The organism is Tundrisphaera lichenicola, from assembly GCF_051175385.1.
Classification (GTDB): Bacteria; Planctomycetota; Planctomycetia; order Isosphaerales; family Isosphaeraceae; genus Tundrisphaera; species Tundrisphaera lichenicola.
The window spans coordinates 7,312,046-7,325,792 of sequence record NZ_CP195106.1 but is presented as its reverse complement, the minus strand read 5'-3'; the positions used below and the strand labels follow the sequence as shown (position 1 = coordinate 7,325,792).

Annotated in this window: 11 protein-coding genes; 5 read left to right on the top strand and 6 right to left on the bottom strand. The window is 67.2% G+C overall.

From position 1 onward, the window contains the following. Positions 1 to 4 precede the first annotated feature (4 nt). The 5 genes from P12x_RS29085 to P12x_RS29065 all read right to left on the bottom strand — a co-directional run bounded on the left by P12x_RS29085 (position 5) and on the right by P12x_RS29065 (position 6,203). The gene (locus tag P12x_RS29085) at positions 5 to 391 is read right to left on the bottom strand and encodes a hypothetical protein (RefSeq protein ID WP_435008609.1); all 387 of its coding nucleotides are present in this window, start codon (positions 389 to 391) and stop codon (positions 5 to 7) included. A 122-nt stretch (positions 392 to 513) separates the two neighbouring features. After that, a complete protein-coding gene (locus P12x_RS29080; protein ID WP_435008608.1) occupies positions 514 to 1,827 on the bottom strand; it encodes a carboxymuconolactone decarboxylase family protein in 1,314 nt (437 codons plus the stop codon). 200 nt (positions 1,828 to 2,027) lie between these two features. Beyond that, positions 2,028 to 3,002, bottom strand: coding sequence for a DUF1559 domain-containing protein (locus P12x_RS29075; RefSeq protein WP_435008607.1), 975 nt, complete (start codon positions 3,000 to 3,002; stop codon positions 2,028 to 2,030). A gap of 176 nt (positions 3,003 to 3,178) precedes the next feature. Beyond that, entirely contained in the window at positions 3,179 to 3,589 is a 411-nt protein-coding gene (locus P12x_RS29070) for a hypothetical protein (protein ID WP_435008606.1), read from the bottom strand. A gap of 160 nt (positions 3,590 to 3,749) precedes the next feature. Next, positions 3,750 to 6,203, bottom strand: coding sequence for a tetratricopeptide repeat protein (locus P12x_RS29065; protein WP_435008605.1), 2,454 nt, complete (start codon positions 6,201 to 6,203; stop codon positions 3,750 to 3,752). A gap of 461 nt (positions 6,204 to 6,664) precedes the next feature. Here P12x_RS29065 and gyrA point away from each other — a divergent pair, with 461 nt between their 5' ends. The 3 genes from gyrA to P12x_RS29050 all read left to right on the top strand — a co-directional run bounded on the left by gyrA (position 6,665) and on the right by P12x_RS29050 (position 11,369). Then, positions 6,665 to 9,238, top strand: a complete 2,574-nt coding sequence (gyrA, locus tag P12x_RS29060; RefSeq protein ID WP_435011746.1) for a DNA gyrase subunit A — start codon at positions 6,665 to 6,667, stop codon at positions 9,236 to 9,238. A 34-nt stretch (positions 9,239 to 9,272) separates the two neighbouring features. After that, the gene (locus tag P12x_RS29055; RefSeq protein WP_435008604.1) at positions 9,273 to 9,899 is read left to right on the top strand and encodes a hypothetical protein; all 627 of its coding nucleotides are present in this window, start codon (positions 9,273 to 9,275) and stop codon (positions 9,897 to 9,899) included. A 90-nt stretch (positions 9,900 to 9,989) separates the two neighbouring features. Next, positions 9,990 to 11,369, top strand: a complete 1,380-nt coding sequence (locus tag P12x_RS29050) for an RNA polymerase sigma factor (protein ID WP_435008603.1) — start codon at positions 9,990 to 9,992, stop codon at positions 11,367 to 11,369. A 63-nt stretch (positions 11,370 to 11,432) separates the two neighbouring features. On the opposite strand, the gene P12x_RS29045 is transcribed toward P12x_RS29050, so the two are convergent. After that, positions 11,433 to 11,939 carry a DinB family protein gene (locus P12x_RS29045; protein ID WP_435008602.1) on the bottom strand — a complete coding sequence of 169 codons (507 nt, stop codon included), beginning with the start codon at positions 11,937 to 11,939 and terminating at the stop codon, positions 11,433 to 11,435. A 168-nt stretch (positions 11,940 to 12,107) separates the two neighbouring features. Between P12x_RS29045 and larE the strand changes: the two genes are divergently transcribed. Continuing rightward, the gene (larE, locus tag P12x_RS29040) at positions 12,108 to 12,977 is read left to right on the top strand and encodes an ATP-dependent sacrificial sulfur transferase LarE (protein ID WP_435008601.1); all 870 of its coding nucleotides are present in this window, start codon (positions 12,108 to 12,110) and stop codon (positions 12,975 to 12,977) included. 91 nt (positions 12,978 to 13,068) lie between these two features. After that, a complete protein-coding gene (locus tag P12x_RS29035; RefSeq protein WP_435008600.1) occupies positions 13,069 to 13,599 on the top strand; it encodes a hypothetical protein in 531 nt (176 codons plus the stop codon). The last annotated feature ends 148 nt before the right edge of the window (positions 13,600 to 13,747 follow it).

Sequence of the window (13,747 nt, the reverse complement as noted above, 5' to 3'; positions counted from 1 at the left end):
GAGATCAGCGGGGGAGTCGGGGCGGGTGGAAGATCGAGCCGGCCTGGTGGACCGGCCGCTCCGGGGAATCCTCGGGCGTCGGCGATCCGGGCTCGGGCCCGAGGATCGGTGCGGGCGCGAGGAGCTGTCCCCAACTCTCCGCGCGGGGCGGGGGCTGGGGGGCGGGCGTCATCGGTGAGGCCGTCTTGCCCGAGCACTGCGGGCCATCGCAGGGCTTGGGCGGCGGGAGTGGTGCCAGGTCATCCGAGGGGGCCTCGGCGCGGAACGCGTCGACATCGAGCCCGATCGAGGGCCGGTCGCCCGGATGCCGGCAGTCGGCCCGGCTCGTCGAGGGCGCAGCGAGGGCGATCGCCAGGAGCGTCAGGAACGCCCCGGCTCTCGCCGTCGACATGATCCTCGATGGAATCGGCCGCATGCCCCGCCCGGATCGGAGTGATGGTTTCGGTCAAGGCCCGCGAAGGATCGGCAGGAAAGCCGATGACCGCGATCGTCAATCAGCAATCATTTCGATCGTCAATCTTCCAGGCGAAGCCGGGCGGCCTCGGTGACCCGGTCGAAGAAGGCGGCCTCGGTGACGTGGTGGATCACCTCGGCGGTCTGCTTGTCGGAGAGTTGGGCCCGGAGGGCGGCCACATCGTCATCGCCGATCAGGGCGGGGTCGGTGGTCAATTTGCGAGCCATGGCGAGCGTGGCCCGTTCGGCGGGAGGGAAGGCGTCGAGCGGTCCGTCGAGCGCGTCGATCTGGTCGTCGGAGAACCCGAGCGCCGCCAGTCGCTCGCGGGCGTGGCCCAGGGCGTACCAGGCCCGGTCACGCCGGGCGGCGGTATAGGCGATCTCGGCCTTGAGTCGGGCGTCCAGGGTGCCCTTCTCCTCGGCCCCCCGATGCAGTTCGATCCGCGCGAGTCCCGCCTTGGGGAAGGTCGCCAGCAGTCGAACCCACTCGGGCAGGGGGCCCGAGGGCCAGTCGGCCGGGAGGATCGCGCGGGCCTTCGCCTCGTCGACCAGCGGCAGGATCGGGGTCCGGGCCCGGCAGTCGGCCAGGGCCGCCTCGACCTCGGCCTTCGACTCCAGGGGCGGGCGCCGCGAGGGACCGGCGAGGGACGAGGCCGAGTCGTGCCGGGCCGGGTCGAGCGGCGCGACCCGGCTGGCCGTGGCCCGATACTTCGCCGGGGTCTCGGTCAGGTAGACCCGGTGGTCTTCCTGCGGGATCTTGAGCGCCCCGGTCCAGCGGTTCATCGCGTTGAAGTTGCCGGTGACCAGGAGGATCTCGAGGATCTGGGCCTCGGTGTAGAATCGCCGGAGCCCCTCGACGTCGTCGGCCGTGACCCGCTCGGGCGTCAGGGTGAGCTTGCGGGCGAAACCGAACGCGGTGCGCTCGGCCTCGGTGAACTCGGACCAGTCGCCATCGAGCGCGGCGATCCGTTCCTCGCTCAGGCCGGCGGCGGTGAGCTTGGTTTCCTGATGGCCCATGCAGTAGGTGCAGTTGTTACAGCGCGAGACGATCCAGAAGATCATCGTCTGGAACGGGTAGCCGAGCGTCATGGCGGGATCGGGCTCGCGGAGGAACCCGGCGCCGGTGACCTCGGCCGGCAGGTAGAACTTCCGCATCCGGCCGTTATTCACGACCGACCAGTCCCCCTTCCCGGCCTTCTCATGCTCCTCGGCCGTCAATTCGGGCAGGGGGAGCCGAGGCTTGTTCCGCTTGGAATTCTCGAGGAACTGCTTCATCTCGGGCCGTGTGACGGGCACCGTCGGGGGGCCATCGGCGAGGCTCGGGCCGGCCAGCCCCAGAAAGGTCGCGGTCATGAGGAGCGATCGGTTACGCATGAACGTTACTCTGGATTGGTGGGAATGTTTTGGTCGTGTGGGGTGAGCCTGGCCCGCCTCTCCCGGGGGGGCGGGCGCCGGCCTCGGGTCTTCGGTGACGAAGCGTCGGACTTCGCCACCGGTCGGCCTCCCGGGGGGGGGGGAGGTGGGCGTTCCGCGATGACGCGGAGGGTCGATGAGGGTCTCGATCCGCCGATCGATCAGAACTGGTCGGCGCTGAGGACCTCGCCGCCGTTCCGGGTCCCGAGCCCTCGCCAGGCCTTGATGTCGACCGTGTCCTTGACGAACCGGGCCGAGCCGTCGGTCATCAGGAGGTTGACCCCGCCGGGGTGGCGGCTGTTGGCCGTGGTGCTGATCCGCGACGGGGGGAACATGCACGACCGGGAGTTGGGCGGCCCGATGTGCCAGTAGCTCGACGTCGAGTGATAGCCGTAAACCCACGGTGACCCGACGACGGAGACGCCCTGGAGCGTCAGGTTCGTGATGTCGGTGGCCTTGCAGAGGGACACCGCCTCGTCGGGGGTGGCCGGGTAGGTCCCGGGCCGGTAGGTGTCCGACTTGTCGGTCGAGATGGTCTGGCTGAAGTCGCCGATGACGTGCTCGCTGAAGGCGGCGGTGTTGCTGGTCCCGTCGGTCACGTCGGCGATCCGGCACTGGAGGTTGGCGAAGAACAGGCCGTTGGGCGCGGGCATCCCCGCGTTGACGTTCGTCGTGTCGCTGGGCCCGTACCACATGACGACGCTCGTCCCCTCGTTGGACCGGTAATTCGTCCCGCCCCCGACCCCGGCGGGGATCTGCGTGGCGGTGTCGGACGGGCAGAGGAACAGGCTCAGCGAGGTATTCAGGACCGTCGTGTTCGCCAGTTGGTTGTATCCCAGGCTGTAGTTGAGCGCATTTCCCAGGTTGGCCTGCTCCATGTACGGCAGGAACCGGGCCAGGGGAGAATAAGAGACGTCGTACGGGGTGGTCCGCCCCAGCGGGAAGGTGCCCACCGTGTCGTGATAGTTGTGAAGGGCCAGTCCGATCTGCTTGAGATTGTTCACGCACTGCATCCGGCGGGCGGCCTCGCGGGCCGACTGGACGGCGGGCAGGAGCAGGGCGATGAGCACGGCGATGATGGCGATGACGACCAGCAATTCGATGAGCGTGAACGCGGAGCGATGATGGCGGCGCATGGGATCTCCCCCGATGATGGAATGCTGATGATTTCGCGCACTTCAAGGATGGCCGAACGGATACCCAGCCGGGTACGACGAGGCGTCGCTCGCGATGGGTTCGTCGAGGGATGACGGGCCGGGATCATCGAGCGCAGCAGGGCGCGGGATGATCTCGGTACGGTCGCGCGGAGAGATCAGCGGGGGAGTCGGGGCGGGTGGAAGATCGAGCCGGTCTGGTGGACGGGCCGCCCGGGGGAATCCTCGGGCGTCCGCGATCCGGGCTCGGGGCCGAGGATCGGTGCGGGCACGATGAGCTGTCCCCAGGTCTCGGCGCGGGGCGGAGGCTGCGGGGCGGGCGTCATGGGGGGGGCGGTCTTGCCCGAGCACTGCGGGCCATCGCAGGGTTTGGGCGGCGGGGCCGGTGCCAGGTCATCCGAGGGGGCCTCGGCGCGGAACGCGTCGGCATCGAGCCCGATCGAGGGCCGGTCGCCCGGATGCCGGCAGTCGGCCCGGCTCGTCGAGGGCGCAGCGAGGGCGATCGCCAGGAGCGTCAGGAACGCCCCCGCACAGGCCCATCGATGACGTCCCGGATGAGTCGGCCGCATCGCCCGCCATGATCGAGAGGGGAAGGACAAGGATCTTGATCCGAGATTTGCACCTCAGACCTTACCCCGCCCCCTTGATCTTCGCAAGGGTGTGGTCGAAGGTTTTCGGGGCCGGGTGATAATTTGGGACAGGCCCGGCCCCTGGATCGTCGACCCGGATTCATGGCTGCCGATACGGCTTCTTGTCGCGATAGAGGGCATAGGTCCGATAGAGGGCCGGGACGATCCAGAATCGCAACAAGCCCGTCCCGTCCCGGAGGGCCAGCGTGATGGCCTCTTCCTGCCGCTTCATCGCCTGATCGAAGTCGCCGGCCTCGGCGAGGGCCGCGGCCAGCACGCTCAGGTCATTGGCCGACTTCCACGAGTTCCGCTCGCAGGCCTTCGTGGCCGATTCGACGGCCTGCCTGCCGTCCCTGATCTGTTCATCCGGGCAAGTGGCCAAAATCCAGGCCCGATTCCTGAGGGCGAACAGGTCATTCGGGTCGATCCCGATCGCCGCATCATAGTCGGCCAGGGCCCTGGCGAACTCCCGACTGGCGGTCCAGGCGAGTGCCCGGTTGTGGTAAGCCAGTAGGTATTTCGGGTCGAGCTCGATGGCCCGGTCGAAGTCGGCGATGGCCTTGTCGAACTCAAGCATCGAGAATCGGGTGTGGCCCCGATTGTTGTAGGCCAGCGCGAGCTTCGGGTCGATCTCCAGGGCCTGTTCATAGTCTTCGATGGCCTTGTCGAACTCCCCCTTGTCGTCACGGACGCTCCCGCGATTCAGGTAAGCCAGGGAGAGCTTCGGGTCGATCCGGATGGCCTGGCTGTAATCGTCGATGGCCAGGTCGACCTTCCCTTTCGCCGTCCGCGCGTTGCCTCGATAGAAGTAGGACGTTGCGTCGTCGGGTTGGAGCGTGATGGCCTTCGAATAATCTTCGATGGCGCGATCGTACTCCTTCCTCTCGGACAGGGTCTTCCCCCGGTTCCGGTAGACCAGGGGATTCTCCGGGCTGAGCCCGACGGCCCGGTCGGAGTCCTCGATGGCCCCCTGGAGGTCCCCCTTGAGTCGACGGGCGAGGCCCCGATTGTTGTGGCCCTTGAAGTCTTCCGGGTCGAGTTCGATGGCTCGGGTGGCGTCCTCGATGGCCTTGTCCAACTCCCCGATGTCGATCCGAGCGATCCCCCGGTTGAGATAGGCCAGGGCCATCTCGGGATCGATCTCGATGGCTCGGCTGTAGTCGTCGATGGCGCGGGCGACTTCGCGGCCGGTGAAGAGCGCGAGGGCCCGGTTGTAGAAGGACATCGCGTCTTCCGGGTCGAGTTCAATCGCCTTGTTGTAGTCGTCGATGGCCCGGCCGAGATCCCCCATACCGAAGCGGACCATCCCTCGGTTCCGGTAGGCCGAGGAGTCGTCGGGATCGAGCCGGATGGACTGATCGAGGTCCTCGATGGCCCCGTCGTGTTCCCCGCGAGCTTCGCGGAGGAGGGCCCGGTTGAAGTAGGCCGCGGCCTCATCCGGATCGAGCTCGATGGATCGCGTGTAATCGGCGATGGCCCCATCCCGATCCCCCCTGGCCTCCCGGGCCGTCCCCCGGTTGAACAGGGCCGAGGCGTCCTTCGGGTCGATGGCCATGATCGCCTCGTAGTCCTCGATGGCCTTGTCGAACTCCCCCTTGGCGTACCGGGCCTGCCCTCGGTTGTAGCGGGCCACGACCAAATCGGGGTTGAGCTTGATGGCCCGGTCGTAGTCCTCGATGGCCTCGTCGATATTCTGCCTGGCGTATCGCGCGTAGCCCCGATTGTTGAACGTCAGGGCGTTGTCGGGTTCGAGCTCGATGGCCCGGGTGTAATCCTCAATGGCCCGTTCGAGTTCCCCCTTGGAGTCGAGGGCGTAACCCCGATTGCTGTAGAACGAGGCGTCGGTCGGGTCGAGTTCGATGGCTTTGGTCTGGTCCTCGATGGCCTTGTCGTGCTCTCCCTTGGCTTCCCAGGCGAGGCCCCGGTTGCCGTAGGCCGTGGCATAGTCCGGGGAAAGTTCGATGGCCTTCGAGTAGTCGTCGATGGCCTTGTCGTGCTCCTCCCAGGCCTCGCGGGCGAGGCCCCGGTTGAGGTAGGCCCAGGCGTCGTCGGGTTCGAGCTTGATGGCCCGATCGTAGTCTTCGATGGCCCGGTCGAGATCCCCCTTGGCTTGCCAGGCCATGCCCCGGTCGAGATACGCCGCGCCATGGTCCGGGAGGATCCGAATCGCCTGGCCGTAGTCCTCGATGGCGTTGTCGAGCTTGCCGAGCTTCTGCCAGACCGAGCCTCGCCAGTGGTAGGCGGGCTCGGAATCCGGGTCGTCCCGGATTTCCCCGGAGAAGAAGGCGATGGCCTTGTCGAACTCGACCACTTCGGACACCTCGACCCAGCCCTTCGCGGGCCCGCCGGAGATCAGGAGATCGTCCCCCTTGGCCCGCTCGACGGTGAAGAGTCGCATGTCTGAGGTGTTCTCAACCTCCCCCGCGTCGTCCCGCATCGGCACATTATATTTCGTGATCACCTTGGCCCCGACCCCCGGGGCCGGGTCCTGCCCTCTCGCGAAGCCCGCCAGGATCAGGCAGGCCAGCACCATCCGGGTCGTCGAATCGAACATCACAGTCTCCGGTCGTCTCTTAATCAGGTCCGTCTTCGGCCCATGAATCTAAGAAAATGAGGATAGCATTGCACGCATCAATTCTTTGAAGAATAGGCAACAACCGCCAGCGGTCGAATCGGGAAGGACCAGGGTGGAATTCTCGGCGAGAGACCTCGATCGAGAGTGGGGCGGGAATGTCGGTTTGGGCGACCATCAACCGTCGATCGAACTGTTGAATATTCCGGGACTTAGAGGTGACTGGATCGACGGCCCTGGCGTTGCCGAATGGGGGCTCGTTCGTGTACAATGATCTCCTTATCTTGGATGGTCGCGGGCTGGGTCCGGCCGGGCGCGACGACTTCCGATGAATGGATGAGGGATCGACCGTGAGCACCGCCGCGCCCCAGAACCCCGATCACTTGCCGACTCCGCCGCTGAACATCGAGACCGAGCTCAAGGAGAGCTATCTCACCTATGCGATGTCGGTCATCGTCAGCCGGGCCTTGCCCGACGTCCGCGACGGCCTGAAGCCCTCGCAGCGGCGGATCCTGACGGCGATGCTCGACCTGGGGCTCACGCCGGGCGGGTCGACCAGCAAGTGCGCGGGGATCGTCGGCGAGACGATGAAGCGGTATCACCCGCACGGCGACAACTCGATCTATCCGACCCTGGCACGGATGGCCCAGTGGTGGAACATGCGGCATCTCCTGATCACCGGCCAGGGGAACTTCGGCTCGATTCACGGGCTCCCGCCGGCGGCCATGCGGTACACGGAGGCCAAATTAAGCCCGGTGGCCGCCGAGATGCTCGAAGACATCCGGCTCGACACCGTCGACTTCCAGCCAAGCTACGACGAGAAGCACATGGAGCCGCGGGTCCTGCCCGCCAAGTTCCCCAACCTGCTGGTCAACGGCTCGGGCGGGATCGCCGTCGGGATGGCCACCAGCATCCCGCCGCACAACCTGGGCGAGGTCTGCGACGCCGCCGTGGCCCTGATCGACGACCCCGAGATCGACCTCGAAGGGCTGATGGAGCACATCCACGGCCCCGACTTCCCCACCGGCGGGACCATCTGCGGCCGATGGGGGATCCGCGAGGCTTATCGGACCGGCCGGGGCAAGGTCATCATGCGGGCCAAGCATGAAATCGAGGAGCTGAAGGACGGCCGCTCGCACATCATCTTCACCGAGATCCCCTACCAGCTCACCAAGGGACCGCTCCTCATCAAGCTGGCCGAACTGGTCAACGGCGACCGAGTGACCGGCGTGACCGACATCGTCGACGAGTCCGACCGCAAGCAGCCGGTCCGGATCGTGGTGAAGGTCAAGAAGGGGGAAGACCCCAACGTCATCCTCAACCAGCTCTATCAATACTCGCCGCTGCAGGACTCGTTCAGCGTGATCATGCTGGCCCTGGTCGACGGCCGGCCCGAGGAGCTGCCGCTCAAGCGGATGCTCCGGCTGTTCCTCGACCACCGGGTCAACGTGATCCGGCGGCGGACCCAGTTCCAGCTCCGCCAGGCCCGCCAGCGGGCGCACATCGTCGAAGGCTTGCTGATCGCGCTGGCGTACATCGACGAGATCATCCGGGTGATCCGATCGTCCGCCAACCCGCTGGAGGCCCGCGCCCGGTTGATGGGGATGGAGGTCTCCGCCGAGGTCCTCCGACGCGCCCTGAACAACCCCGACGCTCGCGAGACCGGGGGGCTGACCCGGATGCAGGCGGACGCGATCCTCGCCATGAGGCTCCAGCAGCTCACCGGCCTGGAGGCCGACAAGCTCGTGGCCGAGTACACCGGACTCCGCCAGAATATCGACAGCTACGAGCGCATCCTGGCCGACGAGCGGCTGGTGCTCGACCTGATCCGAACCGACCTCCGCGAGATCAAGCAGAAGTACGCCAACGACCGCCGGAGCGTGATCGACCCCGAGGAATTGGGCGACTACGACAAGGAGGCCCTGATCCGCGAGGAGTACATGGTGGTGACCGTCACCCACGACGGCTACATCAAGCGGCTCCCGCCCAGCACCTACCGCGCCCAGAATCGCGGAGGGCGGGGGATCTCGGCCACCAACACCAAGGGGGACGACTTCCTCGAACACATGTTCGTGGCCCTGACCCACGACTACATCCTGTTCTTCACCGACCACGGCAAGGTCCTCTGGCTCAAGGTCTACGACATCCCCGAGCAGACCCGGACCTCGTCCGGCCGGGCGATCGTCAACCTCCTCCAGCTGACCGAGGGGGAGAAGATCACCGGCCTGGTCCCGGTCCGCCAGTTCAACGAGGACGAGTCGCTGTTCATGGTCACCCGCCGGGGGACGGTCAAGAAGACCAACCTGACGGCCTTCAAACGCCCACTGGGCCGGGGGATCATCGCCCTCGGGCTGGACGAGGGGGATGAGCTGATCGGCGTGGCCCGGACCAAGGCCAATGATCACGTGATCCTGTCGACGAAAGAGGGCATGTCGATCCGATTCGACGAGTCCAAGGTCCGCTCGATGGGGCGGCCCGCCTTCGGCGTCAAGGGGATCGAGCTCCAGGACGACGACGAGGTCGTGGGGATGGTCGTGGCCAACGGCGACGACGACCCGGCGAGCCTCCTGACCGTCTGCGCCAACGGCTTCGGCAAGCGGACCGCCCTGACCGAGTACCGATCTCAGAACCGCGCCGGCAAGGGCCTGATCGACATCAAGGTGACCGACCGGAACGGCCCGGTGGTGGCGATCGCCAAGGTCACCGACGCCGACGAGGTCATGCTGACCACCAGCGGGGGCATCCTGATCCGGACCGCCGTCTCCGACATGAGGCTGATCGGCCGGAACACCCAGGGCGTCCGCCTGATCCGCGTCGAGGAGGGGAACGCGGTCAGCTCGCTGGCCAAGCTCCCGGAGGCCGAGCTGCTGCAGGCCACCGAAGACCTGCCCGACGTCGAGGGCGAAGCCCCCGCGATCCCGCCCGCCACCCACATCCTCGACGACGGGGTGGGAGGGGCCGAGGCCAGCGACCACATCGACGACCTGGACCACGACGGCGAGCCCGACGCGGAGTGAGCCGCCTCCGCCCATCCGGCATCGGAGGTGATCGGTGATCATTTATGAGCAGAAATTGAAGCAAGACAGGACCTGGGCGATGGATCAGGGAGGGAGCCACTTCCGGAAGGATAACGACGTCTTCAAGACGTTGCACAGGCTCGCTCGTCGGCTGGATGACCTGGGCATTCCGTTTGCCGTCGTCGGCGGGTTGGCCCTGTTCGAACATGGTTTCGAACGCTTCACCGTCGATGTCGACCTGCTCGTGACGCGAGAATCTCTCAAGACGATCCACGAACGGTTGGACGGCCTGGGCTACCTTCCGCCGTTCGCGGGCAGCAAGCAACTTCGAGACGTCGAGAATGGCGTCCGGATCGAGTTCCTGGTCACCGGCGACTATCCCGGCGACGGCAAGCCCAAGCCGGTCGCGTTCCCCGATCCCGCCTCGGTGAGTGTCGACCGCGACGGGATCAACTACCTCAACTTGCCGACGCTCGTCGAGTTGAAGTTGGCCTCCGGGATGACCGGCGGGCTCCACCGGCTCAAGGACTTCGCCGACGTCATCGAACTGATCAAGATCCTCGGGCTGCCCGCCGACTTCGCGGACCAGCTCAATCCCTACGTCCGCGACAAGTACGCCGAGATCTGGGACGGGCTCCAGGAGCCGATGCCCGAGCCTTGATCCCGAGTCTCCCGAAAAATTGCCGTGTCGTCGCCCCTCCCGCGCGCAGTTAGATGGAAGAACGCGCGGATTCTTCGAGGAGGGGCGACGATGGGCAAGGGTGTCGGTCGGGCCGGTGCCGACCTGGTCCGGATCTTCGAGGGGGGCTCGGCCGTCGGCCTGACCGACGGCGAACTGCTCACGCGGTTCGCCGACCGGGGCGACCCGGCCGCGTTCGAGGCGCTGGTGAGCCGTCACGGCCCGATGGTCCTGGGGGCCTGTCGGCGGATGCTGGCCGATCCCCACGACGTCGACGACGCCTTCCAGGCCACCTTCCTGATCCTGGTCCGCAAGGCCCGCTCGATCGGCCGTCGCGAACTGGTCGGCCCCTGGTTGTACGGGGTCGCCGTCCGGACGGCTCGACGGGCCCGGTCGGCCTCCGCGCGTCGAGAGGCCCGCGAGCGGCTCGCGGTCGTCCCCGAGGCCCAACGGTCCGACGGGGAGAATACCTCCCGACGGGCCGAGCTTCGAGGCGTGATCGACGAGGAAATCGCCCGCCTCCCCGACCATCACCGGGGCCCGGTCGTCCTCTGCGACGTCGAAGGCCTGAGCCGCGAGGAGGCCGCTGAGCGACTGGGCTGGACCCTGAACATGGTCCGAGGGCGCCTGGAGCGGGCCCGGCAGCGGCTCCGCGATCAGCTGGCCCGCCGAGGGCTGGCCCCTTCGGAAGCCTGGATGACGATGCTGGCCCCCCCTGCCCTCTCGCCCGGTTTGATGGCGTCGACGGCCCGAGCCGCGCTCTCGATCTCCGTCGGTCGGATCGGAACTGGCCTGGCCTCCGCCTCGGCGGTCGCCCTTTCCCGAGGAGTCCTGAGGATGATGATGCTCTCGAAGTTGAAAGTCGGCCTGGCCCTGGTGCTCTCGACGGGATTCGTGGCCGGATCGGGGATGATTGCGGCGCAAGGGCCGGGGATCGAGCAGGATGAACCGCGCCTCCGGAAGACGGTGGAGGGCGCGACGAACCCTCCTCCCGAGAAAAATGCGGCGGATATCGACGCCGCCTGGGTCGAGGCCCTGGGAGAGAATCGGATCCTGGCCGCCCGGGCACGCCTGAGGACTCAGACCGACTACTATGAGCAGGGCCGGATCACCATCGACCGGGTCCTCGACGCGTCCGAGACGCTCATGGATGCCGAACTGGACAATTCCGAGAATCGCGAGAAACGCCGAGCCGTGATCGAGGCGCATCTCGCCCGGGTCAAGGAATTCGAGAAGCGGGAACGGGCGGAATTCGAAGCCGGTCGGGCGACGAGCGCGGATGTCCAGGAGATCCAGACTCACCGCCTCGGCATCGAGTTTCGCCTGGCCGAGGAGTCGTTGAACGGGACGCGGCAACACACGGTCGAGGACCTGGAACGTCGGGTCTCCGAGGTCGAGCGGAAATTGGATGGACTGCTCAACCTGCTCAGTGGGGCCGCCAACAAACGCTAGTGGCTGTAATCATGACGGCTTCCCGTAGGGGCAAGGGCTCGCCCTGCCCTACGATGGACCTGTTCAAGCTGGCGTCTGCGGGGTCTGCTCGATCGCGTAGAAGACGAAGTCGGTGACGGGGGGCTCGACGCCGAGTTGCTTGAGCTTGGAGGCGACCTGGCCTCGGTGGTAGGTGGCGTGGTTGACCACGTGCCGGAGCGCGGCCCAGAGCGGGGCGGAGGCCGTGATCCCCCGCATGTTCCGGTAGGTGAACGGGGCCTCCAGGGTCTCGGGCGTCTGCCCGGCGACCAGGCTTTCGAGCCGATCCTGCGCCGAGGCCAGGAGTTGGGCGGCCTCGTCGAGGGTGGGCAGGTCGGATTCCTCGTAAAATTTCATCGAGGTCTCGCCATGAAAGCGTTTCGCCCAGATCTGGGCGGCCCCGGCCATGTGGACGATCGTGGACCGGAGCGAGGCCCAGCCCGGGGCGACCTCGGCGGCGTAGCGATCGGCCGGGACCGACCGGCAGGCTTCGAGGACCCGGGCGTCGGCCCATCGGTTGTAGGCGAAGAGGGTGGCGAGGTCGTCGGTCATGGCGGGGCTCCTGGGATGGGTGATGACCTCCGGACAGCCCGGCCCGCACTCGGGTTCGGGCGATCCGGGCGGGCCCGACTTCGGCGGGTGGCTTGAGAGACGGGGCGGTCTCGTTATACAATCGGTCATCTGGCGAGTCATGAGTCTTCCCCTGGCAGGAGGTGAGCCTTGAGCGAGTGGACCGACCCGGAACTCGTCGATCGTCGCGAACGGCTCCTCCAGATCCTCCGGGGCTATGGCCGGCTGGCCGTGGCGTACTCGGGGGGCGTGGATAGTGCGGTGGTGGCCAAGGCCGCGCAGGTGGCGCTGGGGGACTCGGCGATCGCCGTCACGGCGGTCTCTGATAGCCTGGCCCAGGGCGAGCTGGAAGAGGCGACCGAACTGGCCACCCGGATCGGGATCGCCCACCGGGTGATCCGGACCGAGGAGTTCGCCGACCCGAACTACCTCCGGAACAACTCCGACCGCTGCTACTTCTGCAAGAGCGAGCTTTACGGCCGGCTCGAAGGCTTGATGGGCACCCTGGGCGTCGACGCGATCGCCTCGGGGGCGAACCTGGACGACCAGGGAGACCATCGACCCGGGATGAAGGCGGCGGGCGAGCACAACGTCAAGCATCCGCTCCAGGAAGCCGGGCTCACCAAGGCCCACGTCCGCCAGCTGGCCAAGGCCTGGGACCTGCCCACCTGGGACAAGCCCGCCACGCCTTGCCTGTCGAGCCGGATCGCCTACGGCGAGGACGTGACCCCCGAACGCGTCAAGATGATCGACGCGGCCGAGGGGTGGCTCCGCCAGCGGGGGCTCCGGCTCCTCCGGGTCCGCTACCACAAGGGAGACCTCGCCCGGATCGAGGTCCCCATCGAGGATCTCCCCCGGCTGGCCGACCCCGAGGTCCGCAAGGACCTGATCCCCGCCTTCCGCGAGTTCGGCTTCAAGTTCGTCACGCTCGACCTCGAAGGGTTCCGATCGGGGAGCCTGAACACCCTGATCCCGCTGGACGGGCTCCGCAAGCAGACCGTCGAACTCGCGGCTCGCTGATCGCGCCGGTTGGTCTCGACGGGCGATTTTACGACGATAAGACCCTCTCTCCTTGGGACCGGCCCGCGCGGCCTGGATGCGATCTCTCAATATGGCTCGGGCGACCTGTCGATGCGGTCAGCCGCTGGAGATGCCCCTCGGAGGGGCCGATCATGTGGTCTGCCCGAGGTGCGAGGCGCGGGTCCGGATCATCCGGAAAGGTCGGAATGCCGACCCGGCCACCCTCACGCCCATGGGCGACGGAGACGGCTTCATCCGGTTCTCCTGCCCCTGCGGTCGACGCCTGAAAGTCGGCGCCTCCCGGCCGCCGACCCACGGCAAGTGCCCCGACTGCGCGACGATCGTCCCGGTGCCCACCAGCCCATCAAGGGGGAGGCCCGCCTCGCCGATCGAGACGCCGACCCAGGAGATGAGCGCCGCCGATCACGCGATGCTCGACGACTGGGCCAAGGGGCACGCCTCGCGGGGCAACGGCCCCAAGAGCACCGCCGAGATGCCCCAGAACTCCCCCGCCCGCCGGGCCGAGGCCGGGCTCCGCGTCTGTCCCAAGTGCGGGAAACCCGTCCATCTGGGGGCGGAAGGCTGCCGGGCCTGCGGGATCGCGGTGCCGAAACGGTCGTGAGTCGCGGAGACCTCCCGGATAGGCCAGGGCTTGCCGTGCCCCAGCCTCGATTCCCGACCCGATATTGATGCTGTCGACGAATCCGGCGGAGGGGCCGACGACCGCTCGCAGAAATTCGCCAGAAGGATCCCTGAAAATTTTCGCCATG

Bases quoted from the DNA above. Each gene is read 5' to 3' on its own strand.
- P12x_RS29085 (WP_435008609.1), bottom strand. From the start codon at position 391: ATGTCGACGGCGAGAGCCGGGGCGTTCCTGACGCTCCTGGCGATCGCC.
- P12x_RS29080 (WP_435008608.1), bottom strand. From the start codon at position 1,827: ATGCGTAACCGATCGCTCCTCATGACCGCGACCTTTCTGGGGCTGGCC.
- P12x_RS29075 (WP_435008607.1), bottom strand. From the start codon at position 3,002: ATGCGCCGCCATCATCGCTCCGCGTTCACGCTCATCGAATTGCTGGTC.
- P12x_RS29070 (WP_435008606.1), bottom strand. From the start codon at position 3,589: ATGCGGCCGACTCATCCGGGACGTCATCGATGGGCCTGTGCGGGGGCG.
- P12x_RS29065 (WP_435008605.1), bottom strand. From the start codon at position 6,203: ATGTTCGATTCGACGACCCGGATGGTGCTGGCCTGCCTGATCCTGGCG.
- gyrA (WP_435011746.1), top strand. From the start codon at position 6,665: ATGTCGGTCATCGTCAGCCGGGCCTTGCCCGACGTCCGCGACGGCCTG.
- P12x_RS29050 (WP_435008603.1), top strand. From the start codon at position 9,990: ATGGGCAAGGGTGTCGGTCGGGCCGGTGCCGACCTGGTCCGGATCTTC.
- P12x_RS29045 (WP_435008602.1), bottom strand. From the start codon at position 11,939: ATGACCGACGACCTCGCCACCCTCTTCGCCTACAACCGATGGGCCGAC.
- P12x_RS29035 (WP_435008600.1), top strand. From the start codon at position 13,069: ATGGCTCGGGCGACCTGTCGATGCGGTCAGCCGCTGGAGATGCCCCTC.